Annotated in this window: 17 protein-coding genes and 1 tRNA gene; 12 read left to right on the plus strand and 6 right to left on the minus strand. The window is 41.9% G+C overall.

Going from position 1 to position 20,343, the window contains the following annotated elements; all coding sequences use genetic code 11:
- Positions 1–27: 27 nt before the first annotated feature.
- Both rplS and I2432_RS04110 read left to right on the plus strand, forming a co-directional pair.
- On the plus strand, positions 28–375 hold the full coding sequence (gene rplS, locus I2432_RS04105) for a 50S ribosomal protein L19 (protein ID WP_021320621.1): 348 nt from the start codon (positions 28–30) through the stop codon (positions 373–375).
- Positions 376–897: 522 nt separating this feature from the next.
- Positions 898–969 (plus strand) — tRNA-Arg (locus I2432_RS04110).
- Between the two features lie 150 nt (positions 970–1,119).
- Here I2432_RS04110 and I2432_RS04115 read toward each other — a convergent pair.
- On the minus strand, positions 1,120–2,379 hold the full coding sequence (locus I2432_RS04115) for an ISL3-like element ISSeq1 family transposase (RefSeq protein ID WP_014622390.1): 1,260 nt from the start codon (positions 2,377–2,379) through the stop codon (positions 1,120–1,122).
- A 131-nt stretch (positions 2,380–2,510) separates the two neighbouring features.
- Positions 2,511–3,269, minus strand: coding sequence for a DNA/RNA non-specific endonuclease (locus I2432_RS04120; RefSeq protein WP_043029597.1), 759 nt, complete (start codon positions 3,267–3,269; stop codon positions 2,511–2,513).
- A gap of 165 nt (positions 3,270–3,434) precedes the next feature.
- On the opposite strand from I2432_RS04120, the gene I2432_RS10515 reads away from it, so the two are divergent.
- From I2432_RS10515 to I2432_RS04130, 3 genes are all read left to right on the plus strand, one after another.
- Positions 3,435–3,647: a competence regulator inhibitor paratox gene (locus tag I2432_RS10515; RefSeq protein ID WP_012515393.1), complete on the plus strand. Its 213-nt coding sequence runs from the start codon at positions 3,435–3,437 to the stop codon at positions 3,645–3,647.
- A gap of 281 nt (positions 3,648–3,928) precedes the next feature.
- The gene (locus I2432_RS04125) at positions 3,929–4,144 is read left to right on the plus strand and encodes a helix-turn-helix transcriptional regulator (protein ID WP_037578738.1); all 216 of its coding nucleotides are present in this window, start codon (positions 3,929–3,931) and stop codon (positions 4,142–4,144) included.
- Complete coding sequence (locus I2432_RS04130; RefSeq protein ID WP_206156316.1) at positions 4,141–4,917, plus strand: DUF3169 family protein; 777 nt, start codon at positions 4,141–4,143, stop codon at positions 4,915–4,917. The genes I2432_RS04125 and I2432_RS04130 overlap by 4 nt, the downstream gene beginning before the upstream one ends.
- A gap of 68 nt (positions 4,918–4,985) precedes the next feature.
- On the opposite strand, the gene I2432_RS04135 is transcribed toward I2432_RS04130, so the two are convergent.
- The 4 genes from I2432_RS04135 to nrdH form a co-directional block, all read right to left on the minus strand.
- Complete coding sequence (locus I2432_RS04135; protein WP_206156315.1) at positions 4,986–6,242, minus strand: chloride channel protein; 1,257 nt, start codon at positions 6,240–6,242, stop codon at positions 4,986–4,988.
- Between the two features lie 84 nt (positions 6,243–6,326).
- Complete coding sequence (gene nrdF, locus I2432_RS04140; protein ID WP_014622701.1) at positions 6,327–7,286, minus strand: class 1b ribonucleoside-diphosphate reductase subunit beta; 960 nt, start codon at positions 7,284–7,286, stop codon at positions 6,327–6,329.
- A 172-nt stretch (positions 7,287–7,458) separates the two neighbouring features.
- Positions 7,459–9,618 (minus strand): class 1b ribonucleoside-diphosphate reductase subunit alpha, encoded by a 2,160-nt coding sequence (nrdE, locus tag I2432_RS04145; protein ID WP_111690045.1) that lies wholly within the window; start codon positions 9,616–9,618, stop codon positions 7,459–7,461.
- Between the two features lie 20 nt (positions 9,619–9,638).
- The gene (gene nrdH, locus I2432_RS04150; RefSeq protein WP_021320625.1) at positions 9,639–9,857 is read right to left on the minus strand and encodes a glutaredoxin-like protein NrdH; all 219 of its coding nucleotides are present in this window, start codon (positions 9,855–9,857) and stop codon (positions 9,639–9,641) included.
- Between the two features lie 422 nt (positions 9,858–10,279).
- Between nrdH and I2432_RS04155 the strand changes: the two genes are divergently transcribed.
- The 7 genes from I2432_RS04155 (at position 10,280) to ezrA (ending at position 20,268) form a co-directional block, all read left to right on the plus strand.
- Positions 10,280–10,543 carry a phosphocarrier protein HPr gene (locus I2432_RS04155; RefSeq protein ID WP_012515399.1) on the plus strand — a complete coding sequence of 88 codons (264 nt, stop codon included), beginning with the start codon at positions 10,280–10,282 and terminating at the stop codon, positions 10,541–10,543.
- Between the two features lie 4 nt (positions 10,544–10,547).
- Positions 10,548–12,281, plus strand: coding sequence for a phosphoenolpyruvate--protein phosphotransferase (gene ptsP, locus I2432_RS04160; protein ID WP_021320626.1), 1,734 nt, complete (start codon positions 10,548–10,550; stop codon positions 12,279–12,281).
- A gap of 201 nt (positions 12,282–12,482) precedes the next feature.
- A complete protein-coding gene (locus I2432_RS04165; protein ID WP_111690046.1) occupies positions 12,483–13,910 on the plus strand; it encodes an NADP-dependent glyceraldehyde-3-phosphate dehydrogenase in 1,428 nt (475 codons plus the stop codon).
- A gap of 652 nt (positions 13,911–14,562) precedes the next feature.
- Positions 14,563–15,777 carry an FtsW/RodA/SpoVE family cell cycle protein gene (locus I2432_RS04170; protein WP_115250829.1) on the plus strand — a complete coding sequence of 405 codons (1,215 nt, stop codon included), beginning with the start codon at positions 14,563–14,565 and terminating at the stop codon, positions 15,775–15,777.
- A 104-nt stretch (positions 15,778–15,881) separates the two neighbouring features.
- Entirely contained in the window at positions 15,882–16,442 is a 561-nt protein-coding gene (locus I2432_RS04175) for an HAD-IA family hydrolase (protein ID WP_012678130.1), read from the plus strand.
- Positions 16,443–18,395, plus strand: coding sequence for a DNA topoisomerase (ATP-hydrolyzing) subunit B (gyrB, locus tag I2432_RS04180; RefSeq protein ID WP_021320630.1), 1,953 nt, complete (start codon positions 16,443–16,445; stop codon positions 18,393–18,395).
- A gap of 148 nt (positions 18,396–18,543) precedes the next feature.
- Complete coding sequence (ezrA, locus tag I2432_RS04185) at positions 18,544–20,268, plus strand: septation ring formation regulator EzrA (protein WP_012678128.1); 1,725 nt, start codon at positions 18,544–18,546, stop codon at positions 20,266–20,268.
- The last annotated feature ends 75 nt before the right edge of the window (positions 20,269–20,343 follow it).

Here is a 20,343-nt window from a genome sequence, read left to right on the forward strand (position 1 = left end):
AGATTAGTAAGATAAGGAGAATAAACAATGAATCCATTAATTCAAAGCTTGACAGAAGGTCAACTTCGTACTGATATCCCTAGCTTCCGTCCTGGTGACACCGTTCGTGTGCACGCAAAGGTTGTCGAAGGATCTCGTGAACGTATCCAGATCTTTGAGGGAGTAGTCATTTCACGTAAAGGTCAAGGCATCTCAGAGATGTATACTGTTCGTAAGATTTCTAGTGGTATCGGTGTAGAGCGTACCTTCCCAGTTCACACACCACGTGTTGAAAAGATTGAGGTTGTGCGTCATGGTAAGGTTCGTCGTGCTAAGCTTTACTACCTACGTGCCTTGCAAGGTAAGGCAGCGCGTATCAAGGAAATTCGTCGCTAAAAAGAGCATACGAGAGGTTTTTCACTGTCTTATGAAAGGACTGCTGGAGCAGCAGGGTCTTTGGGACAAGCTTCTTTTCGCAGGTATGTGAACCTACGCTCAATTCAAGACATATCAAAGGCTCATTCTATGATAGAGTGGGCTTTTTGATTGCAGCTATACCTAGTATCAAGTAGATGACCGCAGCTTGACTAATGGCGAGCTTGCCTGACTTTGGAAATGCTCAAGACTTGAATCACCAGATAGAAGCTGATATCGTGTCATAGCAATTAAAGGAAGAAGGGCTAGATTTTTTTGGTGAGGTGTTGATCTGTGCCCCTGATGTTATGGGGAGCTATGGGGATTTAATAGAGTAATTAAAGATTTCGTCTTGCATTCTGCCTTTTTCTAGGTTACAATAGACAGGTAGCCTGATTAATGGGCTAAAGACGTAGGGATGGGTTCTAAAAAAGAACGATTCTGGCCTTTCTGGCTAATCTAAGCTGACAGCTTTGCTAGGCAGTGTTCCTAGTCATCTGGTCGGTCCTGCTAGTTTAACGGATAAAACAAGCGCCTCCTAAGCGCTAGCTGTGGGTTCGATTCCCGCGCGGGACATTAAAAACAAAGTAAAAAGAGTCTTTATTTTAAAGGTTCAGATTGAAGGCAAACCTCCTATTGGTGGTTTGTCTTCAACCTAAAACGCTCAGAAGTTAAGCTGAGCGTTTTTTGTAGGCTCCATGTCAACTGTAGTGGGTAGTTGACAAGCTAACATCTGGAGAGGACCAAATTGGTCTTCTCTTTTTTCATATTGATAGCGATCAAAATCCGTCTTTTAAAGTTTTCAAAGTTCCGAAATCCAAAAGCATTGCGCTTGATGACTTTGATGAGATTATTGGTAGCCTCCAGTTTAGCGTTAGAATAAGGCAAATCCAGTGCGTTCTCAATCTTGTCTCTGTCTTTCAAAAAGGTCTTGAAAACGGTCTGAAAGAGAGGATTGCTGCTGTCTATCTGCTCCTCAATCAGGCCGAAAAAGTGGTCAGCTTGCTTTTCCTGGAAGTGAAAAAGCAGAAGCTGATAAAGGTCATAATGCTTTCTAAGCTCGTCAGAGTAGCTCAAAAGACGCTCGACCACCTCCTTGTTTGTCAAATGCATGCGAAAAGTCGGGCGGTAAAAACGCTTGTCACTGAGTTTGCTACTATCTTGTTGAATCAGCTTCCAGTAACGTTTCAAAGCCTTGTATTCGTGGGATTTTCGATCAAAAGAGTTCATGATTTGAGTACGGATACGGTTCATGGCACGTCCCAAATGTTGCACAATGTGGAAACGATCAAGGACAATCTGAGCGTTTGGGAAAAGCATCTTAGCCAGGTTGTAATAGGGGGTAAACATATCCATGGTGATGAGTTTAACGTCGTTTCTGACCTGCCGAGGATATCTCAGGAAGTGGTTGCGAATGACAGCTTTCGTCCGTCCATCCAAAATAGCGATGATGTTGTTGGTGTCAAAGTCCTGAGCAATAAAGCTCATCTTGCCCTTCTTAAAGGCATATTCATCCCAGGACATATGTTCGGGTAAATAAGTCAAATGAGACTTGAACGTGAACTCGTTGAGCTTTCGCATGACGGTTGAGGTGGAGATGGATAGTCTATCAGCGATAGCGGTCATGGAGACTTTCTCGATGAGAAGCTGGGCCACCTTCTGTTTGACGATGGTTGGTATTTGATGGTTTTTAGGGACTAGAGAAGTCTCAGCGACAGTAATTTTTCCGCAAAACTGACATTTGAAACGGCGCTTTTTGAGGCGAATCAAAGTCTTGTAGCCTGCGCAATCGAGAAAAGGGACCTTGGATTCCCGTTGGAAGTCGTACTTGCCCATCTGACTTTGGCAGTTAGGGCAAGGTGGGGCATCGTAGTCAAGGACAGCTTTCAATTCCTTATGAGTTTTCATGTCGTGTATTTCTTTGGAGAATGTGATATGAGGGTCTTTAATTCCCAGTAGTTGTGTGATAACATGTGATTGTTCCATATGAGTCTTTCTAAATGATAGTTTAGTCGCTTTTCATTATAGGTCATATGGGACTTTTTTGATACTCATAAAGCCCTATAACCCCTGCAGTGGACTTACCCACTACAGAAATTATAGAGCCTTTTTGTACTCTAATTTTTAGGAGTCGCAGTGCCAGTTAGGTAATCAAGATTAATGTTAGGAGCAGAATTTTCTAAGACGACGGTTGTCACACCATCTCCATCAATGCTTTCCTTGTTACTATTTAATCTTATAGTCAGTAATTCACCAGATGAGTCAATTCCGACATATTGTAATTCGACTTTTCGAGGAAGTAACTCGTCTCCGTTATATATAGGAGTTACCTTATAATCTAGCCAAAAATTGGGATGTAGTGCAAGCCAAGAATCTAAACGATTTTCATAGTATAACATTCCTTCAGGATTGCTGTCATTTGCTCCTGCATAAGCACCAGTATTTAACCAAGCAGTCATAGTGACTAAATTTCTTGCTTCATCATTTAATCCACAGAATTGGTAGCCAACTAAGTGTCCGCGATTCATTACCCATGATGATTTTGTTCCATTACCATAAGGGAAGTTATAGTTATGCCAACCCACTGGATCGTAATTTATCTTTGAACGAGTAATTTTAGTTTCATGTTTATCTTGGAGTTGTATATGAGAAAAGGTTGCTCGGTTTAGATTATCTAAATCGCCCAATTGTAACTGATAATCACCAGTAAATGGAAGCACCTTACTAGAAATAGTGTTCTTAGAATGGGTACTTACATGCGAGACATTTGAATACGTTCGTGTTCTAGCAGCGTCAACCTTTGTTGTCGTTATAGAAAAGGAAAGCAGTAGTAAAACAACAGTAAACAAGCTTGTCTTATGTTTAGATAATTTCATAATGACACCTAAACCTTTCCAATTTAGCTTTTATAGTGGATCAATTATTGCACTTTACGAGTTAAGTATAGCATTTTTAATTAAAAAAACTTAAAATTAATAAAATTATGTTAGCTATAATTTTTATCTAAATTATCTTTATTTTTAATTAAGTCATATAAACAATTGATTTACATAAATAAATTGAAGCAAGCAATAGACTGTAGCTATATCACAGACGAAATAGTAATGATCGTGCGAAACAATAAACTGATTTTTCCATGCGGGATATTTGTTATCAGTGAGTTGAATGGAACTAGCAGCTATTGTTTTATTGTTAGTCATCTAGTGTTTTTAAGGTGCTTATTTTCTGTTACAACAGTGATGACAACAGGTTAAGCTAAGTTCGATGGAGCTTGGTTTTTTATTGTTACAAGAAAGCTCATAGATGGTGATTGCATTCTTTTATCATATGACAATGTTTCTATTTTTGACAAATATTGTTGTCAAAAAGTAAATGATCTGTTACAATGAGGTTAGACTCATGAAAGAAAAAAGCAATCAGTAGGATAGCAATAACAAAGCTATTTTAAGCTTATACCATTGTGTCAATGGATTGTTGCTGGAAATGACTGGTGCTTTCTGTTCAATCAGGAGACAACATTTATTAGGAGTGAAGCATGGCTTATAGGTTGAGAAATCGGCTCAAGGAGCTACGAGCTAGAGATGGCATTAATCAGACGCAGATGGCAGCATTAGCAGGTGTTTCCAGGCAGACCATTAGCCTCATTGAGCGAAATGAATACACACCATCTATTATTATTGCAATGAAAATTGCTAAAGTATTTAATGAACCAATTGAACAAGTATTTAGCTTAGTGGAGGACGAGAGATGAAAGCTTTTATGACGGAAAAGGACAGTACGTTGGTGAGAATACTTAAGTCATTACTGCTTGGATCAGGGGTTGGCTTAGTGGTAGGTGGCCTTGTTGGTTTTGGTTTAGCTAGGTTTAACATATTAGAAAATGGCTTTCCAATATCAGAAGAAGACATCATAACTGGAATAAAGTGGGCAATGAGACCCCTTGTTATCGTGCTTATGCTACTGAGTATTTATGATATTTATCAAGTTGTCAAAGAATATGCTAGATATGTCAAGCTAAGCGATGATGAAACAGAGGAGCTGTATCGTTACATTAACCTTAAGCATGCCTATGCTTTAGGATTTAGTGCTATGGCTATGGTCTTGAATATAGTCGTTTTTTCTTTGGGATATAGGGTGACTATTGCTAACAATGCTAGCTATCTTGGTTTGACTTTTCCTATTTACGAGGCTATGATGCTTGTGGTTATTAGTGTTCTCCATGCTTATATTTTGAAGGTTTATACTCGGATTCGCGGGGTCAAGATGACGCTTGCGCCTACCTTAAAGGAATTAAAGCAGAATATCTTACAACAGGACGAGGCAGAATTGCAGGCTAATTATCAAATGTCTTTTGAGGTTGTCATGGGCCTTAGTGGCTTTATATTACCAGGCATTTACGTGATATTATTACTTTTATCTATGATTCTTCAAAGGGTTGAGCTGACTGGGCTAATTATTACTGCTAGTATTCACCTCTATATTCTGGTGAAGTCCTTTAAATCAGCACATGATTTTTATAGGTAAGGCGTAAGGTTTTACCTACTCAAGAATTGTTATACAGCAAAAAAGCTTTGATAAGCCATTACTGGCGATCAAAGCTTTTTGTGTTTGTTGAAAAAGAGGCTTTTTTGAAAGAGCTGTTGGCTGAGATAGCTTGTCAAACCTACAATTGCAAGTGGCAGCAGACTAATGAGAGGTTGTCCGGTAATTTCAATGAGAAAAAAAGGAGCAGTAAGAGGTATCTGATTAATGATTCCCAAAAAGAGGGTCGCTCCAATGACAATGGCCAAGGGAAGTGGTACAGAGAGATAACCTAGCTGATTGCTAAGGCTTGCTAATAGCAAGCCACTAGCCCCTCCAAGCATCATAGAAGGAGCAATTTTGCCTCCTTTAGCTCCAGAGGCAAACACTGCATAGACAGCAGCTGCCTTACTTAGTAAGAGAAAGGCGGTATAAGATAGGCTGACATCATGGTGGAGTAGCAGGAGAAGACCAGCCTTGCCATTTCCTAAAATCTCTGGGAAATAAAGGCTTAAACAAGCACTAAAGCCAAAAGCCCCTAAGACACGAGGGATAAACCATCGGCTCTTGGGCTTTGCCTTTGGTACATTTTTGAGCAGCTGCTGATAGCAAAAGGCTAGAAATGCTAAGATAGGACTGGCAAAGACAGCCCAAAGGACTGTTGTCAGTTGCCAGGCTTGTGGGGGAATGAGATACTGTATGTCCTGATGTCCGCTTAGAACAAGCACACTCTGAACAGCAGTGAAAGCAGTTATAGCTGCTGCGTAGATGTGTTTAACTGAGCATTTTTTGACAATAGCCTCCATGATAAAGACAATTGTAGCTAGTGGTGCCTGGTAGACAGCTCCAAGGGCAGCTCCTGAAGCACAGGCTAAAAGCAATCCTTGCTCTGCTGCTGGGGCGTTTATAGCCTTATTGAATGCGGCAGTCAGTGCCACAGCAGCCTCACGTGAAGCACCTTCACGACCGACAGGTGCTCCCATGGAGACGGTTATTAATTGCAGCCAGCCATGACAAAACTGGGACCAAGGACTGAAATCCTTTTGCTGACTGAGTGTTTGTTGGATAGGCTGAATAGGCTTGGCTTTTTTAGCAAGCAGCTGCCAACCGAGACCAGCAATAGCTCCAGCCAACAATAGAGATAAAAAGCGCCTTTCTGGAGCTACCGTTGCAATCATGGTGCTAAAGGAGCCAGATTGGTAGCCAAAGCTAAGAGCCTGTATGAAATGAATGGCTTGAGTGAGCACGTAAGCCACCACACCAGCAATCACACCAGCTACCACTAGCCGGAGCGTCCATGTTAAGAAAGTAATCAATCGAGTCATCATATCTTTTATTATAGCAGATAAAAAGAACCTGAGACTACTCAGGCTCCAAAATATAGACAAATCCAATCTTCATGAGAAGCTGGACTATAGTCCATAATTGTAATCGTCATCAGTCATAGCTTCAACGGTGCCAAGAAGGTAGCCGTTACCAACCTGAGAGAAGAAATCGTGGTTTGACGTGCCAGTTGAAATGCCATTCATAACGATTGGGTTGACATCATTGGCAGTGTCTGGAAATAGAGGGTCCTGACCAAGGTTCATCAAGGCTTTGTTAGCATTGTAGCGTAGGAAGGTCATCACTTCCTCGGTCCAGCCAACCTCATCATAGAGGGTCTTAGTGTATTGCTCTTCATTTTCATATAGCTGGTACAGCAGGTCATACATCCAGTCACGAAGGCTTTCTTGCTCACTGTCTGATAGTTCATTAAAGCCCAGCTGAAACTTGTAGCCGATATAAGTGCCATGAACGGACTCATCACGAATGATGAGCTTAATAATTTCAGCGACATTAGCCAGCTTATTGTTGCCCAGATAATAGAGTGGTGTAAAAAAGCCAGAATAAAAGAGAAAGGTTTCGAGATAAGTTGAGGCTACCTTCTTTTGAAGGGCACTGCCATTTTCATAAATGTCGTTGATGATCTTAGCCTTATTTTGAAGAAATAGGTTGTTGTTGGTCCACTCAAAAATGTCTTCAATTTCTTTTTTGGTGTTTAGGGTCGAAAAGATTGATGAGTAGGATTTAGCATGGACAGACTCCATAAATTGGATATTGTTAAGAACTGCCTCTTCATGCGGGGTGCGCACGTCCTTGCGGATGGCTTCGACTCCTGACTCAGACTGCATCGTATCAAGAAGGGTTAGCCCGCCAAAGACCTTACCTACTAAATCCTTTTCAACAGCAGATAATTTGCGCCAGTCATCAAGGTCATTTGACAGTGGAATACGTGTATCAAGCCAGAATTGCTCCGTCAGCTTTTCCCAGGTTGACTTGTCAATGACATCTTCGATTTCATTCCAGTTGATTGCTTCATAGTATGTGGTCATGGGTTTCTCCGATAGATTGTAATATAGGGTTAGGTAGTGCTAGGAGGAGAGCCTTGAGTGCTGGCTTTAGCGCCAGCTATTTTGCTGTGCTGGTCTATCCTTAGGACAGGTGCACCAACATCAGCTGGATACTGACATCAAGGACTGGTTCACCTTACTGCAACTCACTTGGTTAGATGACGCAGCTTTCACACTGATTAGCTCCGACTTCCTCACCGTCATCGGTAAAGGTTCGGATATAATAGATTGATTTTATCCCTTTGTTAAAGGCGTAATGTCTCAAAATCGATAAGTCACGAGTGGTTTGCTTGCTTTCTGTTTTCCATTCGTAGAGCTCCTTTGGCAATTCGCTGCGCAAAAAGAGTGTTAACGATAGCCCTTGATCAACATGCTTTGTAGCAGCTGCATAGACATCAATCACCTTTCTCATATCCATATCATAGGCAGATGTGTAGTAAGGAATGGTATCTGTAGATAGGCCGTTGGCTGGGTAATAAATCTTACCAATTTTCTTTTCCTGACGTTCCTCGATCCGCTGAGTAATCGGGTGAATCGAAGCAGAGCAGTCGTTGATATAGGAAATGGATCCATTAGGAGCAACTGCCAGACGGTTTTGATGATAAAGCCCATCAGCCATAACCGATTGACGCAGTGCTTTCCAATCTGCTGCTTGCGGAATAAAGTGATCCTTGAAAAGACTTTTAACCAGCTCTGATTTTGGCACACATTCTCCTGTGATGTATTGGTCAAAATAAGTGCCGCTAGCATACGTTGATTTTTCAAAGCCAACAAAGGTTGTCTGCCGCTCGCGAGCGATCTGATTGGATTCGACAAGCGTCCAGTAATTCATCAGCATAAAGTAAATATCAGTAAATTCGATAGATTCTGGACTGCCATATTCGATATGGTGCTGAGCCAAATAGGAATGAAGCCCCATAGCCCCAAGGCCAAAGGTATGTGCTTGACTGTTACCATTTTTAACGGTTGGGACTGCTTCGATATTAGAGGAGTCAGTGACAAAAGTCAGGGCACGTGTCATAGCTTTGATGGAACGACCAAAGTCAGGTGACGTCATCATGTTTAAGATATTAGTTGATCCCAGATTGCAGGAAATATCAGTTCCCATTTTGACGAACTCCTGCGCATCATTAATGAGACTAGGCGTTTGAACCTGTAGAATTTCTGAGCATAGGTTGCTCATGATGATTTTACCGTCAATAGGGTTTGACCTGTTGGCAGTGTCGATGTTGATAACATATGGATAGCCAGATTCCTGCTGGAGCTTGGAAATCTCCGTCTCTAAATCACGTGCCTTGATTTTCGTTTTGGTGATATTGGGATTGGCAACCAATTCGTCATACATGCTAGTAATGTCAATGTAGTTAAATGGTAGGCCGTATTCTTTTTCAACGCTATAAGGGCTAAAAAGGTACATGTCATCATTGTGACGGGCAAGCTCATAGAATTTGTCTGGTACAGTAATACCAAGTGACAATGTCTTGACCCGCACCTTTTCATCAGCATTTTCTTTTTTGGTTGACAAAAAAGCGATAATATCAGGGTGAAAGACACTTAAATACACCACACCAGCCCCCTGGCGTTGGCCTAGCTGATTCGAATAAGAAAAGCTATCCTCAAACAGCTTCATCACAGGCACAACACCAGAAGCAGCTCCGGCATAGCCCTTGATTGGAGCGCCAGCCTCACGAAGGTTGGATAGGCTAATGCCAACACCACCCCCAATGCGGGATAATTGCAAGGCAGAATTAATAGAGCGGCCAATGGCATTCATGTCATCTGTCACCTGAAGGAGAAAGCAAGAAACCAGCTCACCGCGGCGGCTTCGTCCAGCATTTAAAAAAGAAGGAGTAGCAGGCTGGTAACGCTGATTAATCATTTCAATGGCTAAGTCCTTAGCTAATGCTTCATCGCCATCAGCAAAGTAAAGGGCATTGAACAGGACGCGATCCTCTATGCTCTCTAGGTAGAAATTGCCATCGTTGGTTTTTAGGGCGTACTGCTGGTAGAATTTATAGGCTGCCATAAATGATTTAAAGCGAAAGCCCTCTGCCTCAATGCTCTTGGCTAGGTGGCTAATAAATTCAGGAGAATAGTTTTGGATAAAGGCTGATTCAATATAGTCATTGTCTACAAGATAGGCAATCTTTTCGTTGATAGAAGAAAATGACATGGTGTTAGGAATAACATTTTCAGCAAAAAAAGCCTCCAAAGCTTCTTTGTCTTTGTGAAGCGGAATGCTACCATCAACAGGACGGTTAATTTCATTGTTGAGGCGAAAATAAGAAATATCGCCAAGATCTTTGAGACTCATATCAATTGTTCCTTGTCTAGTTAAATAATATCTTTTAGTTTTGCTGGCTGAAACCCTGAGAATACTACCTGGTCTGTCTCAATAACAGGAGCAGCAGTAAAGCCAAGGCTCTTAACATAATCCACTTTTTCTGGATGCTCATCAATATTAATCTCTTGGAAAGCAGCTCCATGCTGTTCTAAAAATTTCTTAGTCATTTTGCACTGCATGCAATTGTGCTTTGAGTATACTGTAATCATTGCTCGTCCTTCCAACTATATAGTCTTTCACTCAATTTTAGGAAAAATCAAATGACTCTAATAGGATATAAAAAATGTTCCTAAAAAGCAAACGATTTATTTCGGAATAGCACAAGATATTGTGGTTGTGTGTGAGAATATTTCTAAATATTGTGTCATCCTCTCTTATCACTGATAATTGCTACAAGAGGCTTATAGTTCTTAAATGCATACTAATCAGGTTGGAAGGTTCATTTGACATTATGAAAATCATCATGTAAGAAATATTGACAACAAATGAAAATACAAGAAAACTGTTTCATGATTTTTTCTTGTTAGAACATTTAACCTTGAAAATAAAAAAGCATTGTGCTATAATCACTTATTGTAAGGGTTATCATGTGATAGCTCGAAAATACACAATTCAAAAGGAGAACCATATTATGGCTTCAAAAGACTTTCACATTGTTGCAGAAACAGGTATTCATGCACGCCCAGCTACCTTGCTAGTTCAAACAGCAAGCAAATTTGCTTCAGATATTACACTTGACTACAAAGGTAAAGCAGTAAATCTTAAATCAATCATGGGTGTTATGAGCCTTGGTGTTGGTCAAGGTGCTGACGTAACAATCACAGCAGAAGGCGCTGATGCAGATGACGCTATTGCAGCAATCGAAGAAACTATGACTAAAGAAGGATTGGCATAAGACTATGACAGAAATGCTTAAAGGAATCGCAGCCTCTGACGGTGTTGCTGTTGCCAAAGCATATCTGCTAGTTCAGCCGGATTTGTCATTTGAGACTATCACAGTCGAGGATACAAATGCAGAAGAAGCTCGCCTTGATGTTGCATTACAAGCTTCACAAGACGAGCTTTCTGTTATCCGAGAAAAAGCAGTAGAAAGCTTAGGCGAAGAAGCGGCAGCAGTTTTTGATGCCCATTTGATGGTTCTTGCTGATCCAGAGATGATCAGCCAAATTAAAGAGACTATTCGTGCGAAGCAAACGAATGCTGAAACAGGTCTAAAAGAAGTGACTGATATGTTCATCACAATCTTTGAAGGCATGGAAGACAATCCTTATATGCAAGAGCGTGCAGCTGATATTCGAGATGTTGCTAAGCGCGTCTTGGCTCATTTATTAGGTGTTAAGCTTCCAAATCCAGCTACAATTGATGAAGAAGCAATTGTTATTGCACATGATTTGACTCCTTCAGATACTGCACAGCTTAACAAACAATTTGTAAAAGCATTTGTAACAAACATTGGCGGACGTACGAGTCATTCGGCTATCATGGCCCGTACACTTGAGATTGCGGCTGTGCTTGGTACAAATGATATTACTAAGCGTGTCAAAGATGGTGACCTTATTGCTGTTAACGGTATCACTGGTGAGGTTATTATTGACCCAAGTGAGGAGCAGATTCTTGCTTTCAAGGAAGCTGGAGAGGCTTATGCGAAGCAAAAGGCTGAGTGGGCTCTGCTTAAGGACGCACAAACTGTCACAGCAGATGGCAAGCACTTTGAATTAGCAGCAAACATCGGTACCCCTAAGGACGTTGAAGGTGTCAACGATAATGGTGCTGAGGCGGTAGGTCTTTACCGTACTGAGTTTCTTTATATGGATTCTCAAGATTTCCCAACTGAAGATGAGCAATATGAAGCCTACAAGGCTGTTCTTGAAGGAATGAACGGCAAGCCTGTTGTTGTTCGTACAATGGATATCGGTGGGGATAAGGAGCTTCCTTACTTTGATTTACCAAAGGAAATGAACCCATTCCTTGGTTTTCGTGCCTTACGTATTTCAATCTCTGAAACAGGTAATGCTATGTTCCGCACACAAATTCGTGCTTTGCTGCGTGCTTCTGTGCATGGTCAATTGCGTATCATGTTCCCGATGGTTGCCCTTCTAAAGGAATTTCGTGCTGCTAAAGCCGTATTTGAAGAAGAAAAGGCTAGCTTGCTGGCTGAGGGTGTTGCGGTTGCAGACGATATTCAGGTTGGTATCATGATTGAGATCCCAGCAGCAGCAATGCTTGCTGACCAATTTGCCAAGGAGGTTGACTTCTTCTCAATTGGTACAAATGACCTTATCCAGTACACAATGGCAGCAGACCGCATGAACGAGCAAGTGTCATACCTTTACCAGCCATATAACCCATCAATCCTTCGTTTGATTAACAATGTTATCAAAGCAGCTCATGCTGAAGGTAAGTGGGCTGGTATGTGTGGTGAAATGGCAGGTGACCAACAGGCTGTGCCGCTTCTTGTTGGTATGGGGCTTGATGAATTTTCAATGTCAGCAACATCTGTGCTTCGCACACGTAGCCTGATGAAAAAGCTTGATTCAGCGAAAATGGCAGAGTATGCTCATCGTGCACTGACAGAATGCTCAACTGCTGAAGAGGTTCTTGAGCTTGCCAAAGAGTATATTACAGAAGCTTAAATAGAAATAACGAGGAGCTGGTTTTGTCCGGCTCTTTTTTACTAGAAAAATGACTAATCAGATCCAGATGAAAGCTTGCTTTATAAAGTAGTTTGATGTTTCAAGTTTTATCAGAATTTTCAGACTCTTCCTGTAGCGAATTGTTGAAATATGCTAAAAAAGTGATAGAATAATAGTACCATTATAAAAGGAGAAAAAAGTTTGGCTAAACAATATAAAAATTTAGTGAATGGTGAGTGGAAGCTCTCTGAAAATGAGATCAAGATCTATGCACCAGCAACCGGCGAGGAGTTAGGTAGTGTACCAGCTATGTCTCGTGAAGAGGTTGATCAGGTTTATGCGTCAGCTCGCGCTGCTCTTGCAGATTGGAGAGCGCTTTCTTATGTTGAGCGTGCTGCTTATTTGCACAAGGCTGCTGATATTTTGGTGCGTGATGCTGAGAAGATTGGTGCTGTTCTCTCAAAAGAGGTCGCAAAGGGTTATAAGGCTGCTATTAGTGAGGTTATTCGTACAGCAGAAATTATTAACTATGCAGCAGAAGAAGGGCTTCGTATGGAAGGCGAGGTCCTTGAGGGTGGCAGCTTTGAAGCCGCTAGCAAGAAAAAGATTGCGATCGTACGTCGTGAGCCAGTGGGACTTGTGCTTGCGATTTCACCCTTCAATTACCCGATTAACCTGGCAGGCTCAAAGATTGCTCCAGCCCTTATTGCAGGAAATGTCGTGGCTCTTAAGCCGCCGACACAGGGCTCTATTTCTGGCTTGCTTTTAGCAGAGGCATTTGCAGAAGCAGGTCTTCCTGCTGGAGTCTTTAATACCATCACTGGACGCGGCTCAGTTATTGGTGATTACATTGTTGAGCATGAGGCTGTCAATTTTATCAACTTTACAGGTTCAACGCCAATCGGAGAGCGGATTGGTAAATTAGCCGGCATGCGTCCAATTATGCTTGAGCTTGGTGGTAAGGACTCAGCCATTGTCCTAGAAGATGCCGATATTGCCTTAGCTGCTAAAAACATTGTTGCAGGTGCCTTTGGCTACTCAGGTCAACGCTGTACAGCAGTTAAGCGTGTGCTTGTTATGGAAAGCGTTGCAGACCAGCTGGTAGCAGAGATTAAGGGCTTAGTTGAGAAATTACTTATCGGTATGCCAGAGGACAATGCTGACATCACACCATTGATTGATACCAAAGCGGCAGATTTTGTTGAAGGTCTGGTTAATGATGCAGCAGACAAGGGAGCACAGGCGCTTACTGAAATCAAGCGTGACGGTAATTTAATTTGTCCTATCTTGTTTGATAGAGTAACAACTGATATGCGCTTGGCTTGGGAGGAGCCATTTGGTCCGGTGCTGCCAGTGATTCGTGTAAGCTCTGTAGAAGAGGCAATCAGCATTTCAAATCAATCTGAATACGGTTTGCAAGCGTCTATCTTTACGACTAATTTCCCACAGGCCTTTGCTATTGCTGAGAAGCTTGAGGTTGGTACAGTACACATTAACAACAAAACCCAACGTGGTACAGATAATTTCCCATTCCTAGGGGCTAAGAAATCAGGAGCTGGTGTTCAAGGGGTCAAATATTCAATTGAGGCAATGACAAGTCTCAAATCAGTCGTATTTGATATTCAATAACAAAAAAGCTAGGGTATCTTAGTTTGAAAGCAGTCGCACATTTGTGCGGCTGTTTTATTTGTGTCTCTAGTTTTAACAGCTAGCTATGCAAGAAGGTGAGTTGTCCCAACCTCAAAGATGAGATTTAAATATTTAATGATTTTGGGGTCGTAAAAAAGTTTAGAGTGTTTTGATCTCCTTAAGATGTGAGTGTACAAAGTCTCGCCAACAGCCAGTAGGACTAGCCATTGAGGTCAAGGAAGCTGCTAAAATAGCTGATGGTTCAAAAGCTTGGTGAAAGGCTTAATATCTATCATTGCTATTTTGAGGGCTTTCCATTATAATATGAATACTAGAGCTGCTTGTCGGTCTGCCTCTTGAGCTGTGAGATAGCTACTGGATTTAGTTGTTTCCTTGTGCACAAGAGGCTTATAGGCAAAGGCTGTGGCTATGCTTCTTGCTTCTTTTAGTGAAGTGTGTGAGATCTTATGAAAACTCATATAGGCTTTGGTATCTTTGCAAGAGGACTAATGGCTTGCTTTACTTGCCTTGATAGAGGGCTGGGATTGAGGGGTGATGACCTGCGGTGGTCATCTCTAGAGCTCCTTGCTTCTTTTTTTATATAGACTAATGGTTTAGACTGCTAGCTTCCTTGTTTAGAAAGTAGGACATCATGTTACCCAAGAGAAAATTAATTGATCAACGTCTTGATTATGCCATTATTTTTCCCGTTTTTTGTTTGCTAATATTTGGTCTGGTATCTGTGTATGTGGCGGCGAGTCATGATTTTCCACAAAGCCTAGCCACTGTTATGCTTCAACAGGTTCTCTGGATCCTTCTTGGAGCTTTGATTGCCTTTACCCTAATGTTTTTTAGCACAGAGATTCTATGGAAATTAACGCCTGCCTTTTATCTTTTGGGTGTGCTATTAATGGTTCTGCCACTCATCTTTTTTAGCCCTCGGCTGGTAGCTGCTACGGGGGCGAAAAATTGGATTACGATTGGCTCAACGACCCTATTTCAACCATCAGAATTTATGAAAATATCTTACATTCTGGCAATGTCTCGGTTAACGGTCTGGTTCAAGAGAAAGCAGGAGAGAAGTCGATTTTTAGATGATTGGAAGCTTTTGGGCTTATACCTTGTCTTGACGCTGCCGGTCATGGTCCTGCTAGCACTGCAAAAGGACTTAGGAACAGCTATGGTTTTTTTAGCCATCTTAGCTGGGATTATCTTAATTTCAGGGATTTCTTGGTGGCTTATTTTACCGGCCTTGGCGCTAGTATTTTTGCTGGTTTCAGCTTTTTTCTTTGTTTTTTTGTTGCCGGAGGGAAAAGAATTCCTTTTAAAAATGGGAATGGATACCTACCAATTGAATCGCATTTCAGCTTGGCTGACACCGTTTGATTTCTCAGATACCATCGCCTATCAGCAGACGCAAAGTATGATTTCGATTGGGAGTGGTGGCTTTTTTGGGAAGGGCTTTAATCAGCTTGAGCTGTCAGTGCCAGTCAGAGAGAGTGATATGATTTTTACAGTGATCGCTGAAAATTTTGGCTTTCTTGGTGCAGCTAGCTTACTGATCTTGTATTTAATACTGATTTACCGCATGCTTAGGGTGACCTTTGCATCGAATAACCTTTTTTACACCTATATCTCAACCGGCTTTATCATGATGATACTATTTCATATTTTTGAAAACATTGGCGCAGCAGTTGGTCTGCTGCCTTTGACCGGTATTCCACTTCCCTTTATTTCTCAGGGCGGCTCCTCGTTGATTTCAAATCTGATTGGGGTCGGTCTGATCCTATCGATGAACTACCAGCACGTCCTTGCTCATGAAAAGCAAAGCGAGCATGAGCTTAGCAGAAGCTCACGTTATGTTTAAGAGGCATGTTTGGCTCTTGTTCGGTTAGAATGAGCTGCCAATCAGCCTTTTTTTATTTGTTTAATCGCTATAAAAATAAAGAAAAATATGTTATAATTAAGGTTATGAATTATCATGATTATATTTGGGATTTGGGCGGCACTCTCTTGGATAACTATGAAATTTCTACCCAGGCTTTTATTGAGACGCTGCATTTTTTTAAGCTGTCTGCAAGCCATGATGCCGTTTACCAAAGGCTTAAGGAATCAACAGCAACCGCCATTCAAGTATTTGCTCCCAACGAACCGCAATTTTTACAATATTACAAGGCGAACGAGGCTAAGAAATTAGCCAATCCTATTTGGTGCCTAGGTGCAAAGGATATTCTAAAAAGGATTGTGGCATCAGGCTCGCGCAATTTTTTAATATCCCATCGTGATCATCAGGTCAATGATTTGCTGGAGCAGGCTGGGCTTTTAGGCTATTTTACCGAGGTTGTTACCGCCTCAAATGGCTTTGCCAGAAAGCCTAACCCTGAGAGCTTGCTTTATTTGAAGGAAAAGTACCTAATCAGCAAGGGCTTAGTGATTGGTGATCGCAGACTTGATATAGAAGCAGGACAAGCAGCAGGCTTTGATACCCTGCTTGTTGATGGCAGAAAAAACCTATTGGAGATAGTAGATTAGATGGTTGAAGAAAATAAACAATTAGAAGACAAGGCTCAAGAGTATGACGCTAGCCAAATTCAGGTCTTAGAGGGGCTCGAGGCTGTTCGCATGCGTCCTGGAATGTATATTGGCTCAACTGCCAAGGAGGGCTTACATCACCTAGTTTGGGAGATCGTTGATAATTCTATCGATGAAGCCTTGGCAGGCTTTGCCAGCCATATTCAGGTTTTTATTGAGGCAGATAATTCTATTACAGTTATTGATGACGGACGTGGTATCCCAGTTGATATTCAAGCCAAGACAGGCCGGCCTGCTGTAGAGACTGTTTTTACAGTTTTGCATGCTGGTGGAAAGTTTGGCGGTGGTGGCTACAAGGTTTCCGGAGGACTTCATGGTGTAGGCTCCTCAGTTGTTAATGCCTTATCCACACAGCTTGATGTTCGTGTCTATAAAAATGGGCATATCCATTATCAGGAGTTTAGGCGTGGTGCTGTAGTAGATGATCTAGCCATTATTGGAACGACTGATGTTACAGGGACAACAGTGCATTTTACACCTGATCCAGAGATCTTTACAGAAACAACAGAATTTGACTATCAGGTCTTGGCAAAGCGTATTCAGGAGCTGGCCTTTCTTAATCGTGGCTTAAAAATCTCAATCACAGATAAACGAGCTGGCCTTGAAAGAGAGGAGCATTTCCATTACGAGGGCGGTATCGGCTCTTATGTTGCCTTTTTAAATGACAACAAGGAGGTCATCTTTGATACTCCGATTTATTCTGATGGTGAGCTGGAGGGGATAACAGTTGAGGTGGCGATGCAGTACACTACAGGTTACCATGAGACTGTTATGAGCTTTGCCAACAATATTCACACACATGAGGGTGGTACCCATGAGCAGGGCTTTAGAACAGCTCTGACGCGCGTGATTAATGACTATGCTAAGAAGGCTAAGATTCTCAAGGAAAACGAGGACAATCTGACAGGTGAGGACGTCCGCGAGGGATTGACCGCTGTTATTTCTGTCAAGCACCCAAATCCACAATTTGAAGGGCAAACAAAGACAAAGCTAGGAAATTCTGAGGTTGTTAAGATTACCAATCGCCTGTTTAGCGAAGCCCTTCAGCGCTTTCTACTAGAGAATCCGCAGGTTGCCCGTAAGATTGTTGAAAAGGGGATTCTAGCCTCTAAGGCTCGCATTGCTGCCAAGAGAGCGCGTGAAGTAACCCGCAAAAAATCAGGCCTAGAGATTTCCAATTTGCCAGGGAAGCTGGCTGATTGCTCCTCAAATGATGCTAGTCAAAATGAGCTTTTTATCGTGGAGGGGGATTCGGCTGGTGGATCAGCGAAGTCAGGTCGCAATCGTGAGTTTCAGGCTATTCTGCCCATTCGCGGTAAAATTTTAAACGTCGAAAAAGCAACAATGGATAAGATCCTTGCTAACGAGGAAATCAGAAGCCTCTTTACTGCTATGGGGACAGGTTTTGGAGCGGAGTTTGATGTTTCTAGAGCTCGCTATCAAAAGCTGGTCATTATGACTGATGCAGATGTCGATGGAGCTCATATCAGAACGCTTTTGTTAACGTTGATTTATCGCTTCATGCGACCAGTATTAGAGGCTGGCTATGTTTACATTGCTCAGCCACCGATTTATGGTGTTAAGGTTGGCAGCGAGATTAAGGAATACATTCAACCGGGAGTCAACCAAGAAGAGGAGCTAAAGGCTGCTCTTGAAAGACACAGCACAGGGCGCTCAAGGCCGACTATTCAACGCTATAAGGGTCTAGGAGAGATGGACGATCACCAGCTTTGGGAAACAACAATGGACCCTGATAATCGTCTAATGGCACGTGTGACCGTAGATGATGCGGCAGAGGCTGATCGGATTTTTGACATGCTGATGGGCGATCGTGTTGAGCCAAGGCGTGAATTTATTGAGGAAAATGCGGTCTATAGTACGCTTGACATTTAGTCAAATATATTTTGAAAAGCACCTAAAAGTATGTTATAATCGTAACGTTATAGTGTATTTTTGATAATATAATAAAAGGCGATTCTTGCTAGTTGTTCCTACTGAACCGGCAGTTGATCAATCGCATCTAAATAATAAGGAGATTAAGATGTCAAGCGGAATTATCTTGCTGATTGTGGCCATAGTCTTACTAGTGATTATTGCTTATTTAGTGGGTGTTATTATACGCAAGCGTAATGACACATTAATTACCAGTCTAGAAGAACGAAAACAAGCTTTATTTGGCCTTCCTGTTAATGACGAAATCGAGGAAGTCAAGTCTCTTCACTTGATTGGTCAAAGCCAGACCTCATTTCGTGAATGGAATCAAAAGTGGGTTGATTTGACCCTAAATACCTTTACCGATATTGAAAAGCATATCTTTGAGGCTGAGCACTTAAATGACACCTTTAATTTCATTCGTGCCAAGCATGAGATTAATAGCGTTGAGAGTCAATTGAATCTCGTTGAAGAGGATATTACCGCTATTCGTGAAGCACTTGGCATATTAAAGGAGCAGGAAGAAAAAAACAGCGCGCGTGTTACTCATGCACTAGATTTGTACGAAAAGTTGCAGGCTTCCGTTGCTGAAAATGAAGATAATTTCGGATCAACAATGGCCGAAATTGAAAAGCAAATGAAGAATATTGAAGCAGAGTTTTCACAATTTGTTGCCCTTAATTCATCAGGTGACCCTGTTGAAGCGGCAGAGGTTTTGGATAAGGCTGAGGAGCACACGATTGCCTTGGGGCAAATTACAGAGCAGATCCCTGCTATTGTAGCAAAGCTTGAAGATGATTTTCCGGATCAATTGGACGATCTGGAGACAGGCTATCGTCGTTTGCTGGAGGAAAATTATCATTTTCCAGAAAAAAATATTGAAGCCCGCTTTCAAGAGATTCGTGAGTCTATTCGTGCCAACTCATCAGAGCTGGTCACCCTTGATTTGGACCGAGCTAGAGATGAAAATACTCACATTCAAGAGCGTATCGACTCACTGTATGAGCTCTTTGAGCGTGAGATTGCAGCCTACAAGGTGGTTGCTAAAAATAGCAAAATATTACCAAGATACCTGGCTCACGCCAAGCACAACAACGAGCAGTTGAAGCATGAGATTGCTCGTCTATCACGTAAGTATATCTTGAGTGAAAATGAAGGCTTAAATATCAAGGCCTTTGACAAAGACCTCAAAGATATCGAAGACAATGTCCTTGAGATTGCTGAAGCCTTTGATCAGCAGGAAAAGCCATTTTCAGAGCTACAGCTGATTCTTGATCGTAGTATCAAGACGTTGGCTTCTGTAGAGTCTGGTCAGATGGACGTCTTTGCTGCTGTTAAAGACATTGAAAAGATTGAGTCACAGGCTCGCCAGCACTTAGAAATCTACGTCACACAGCTTCACATGATTAAGCGTTATATGGAAAAGCGCAATTTACCGGGAATTCCACAGGATTTTCTGAGTACCTTCTTTACCACTAGCTCGCAGCTAGAGGCATTGATGGACGAGCTGAGCAGAGGACGCATCAACATTGAAGCGGTGTCCCGCCTATCTGAGGTGGCAACAGCTGCTATTGCTAATCTAGAGGAGCTAACCTACCAAGTGGTTCAGCATGCTACCTTGACAGAGCAGCTGCTCCAGTACTCTAACCGTTATCGTTCCTTTGAAGCTGGTGTGCAAAATAGCTTTGAGCATGCCTTGAAATTATTCGAGGTGGATAATGACTATCAGGCATCATTTGATGAGATTTCCTATGCCTTGGAGACAGTTGAGCCAGGAGTGACAGAGCGTTTTGTCAATTCCTATGAAAAAACACGTGAACGTATCCGCTTCTAATGTGACAAGGGCTGATACTTTATATTACGAAAAAGCTTGAAAAAGCAGTCCATGCTGGGCTATGCTTTTTCAAGC

Origin of the sequence: Streptococcus equi subsp. zooepidemicus, from assembly GCF_015689395.1 — a bacterium.
Classification (GTDB): Bacteria; Bacillota; Bacilli; order Lactobacillales; family Streptococcaceae; genus Streptococcus; species Streptococcus equi.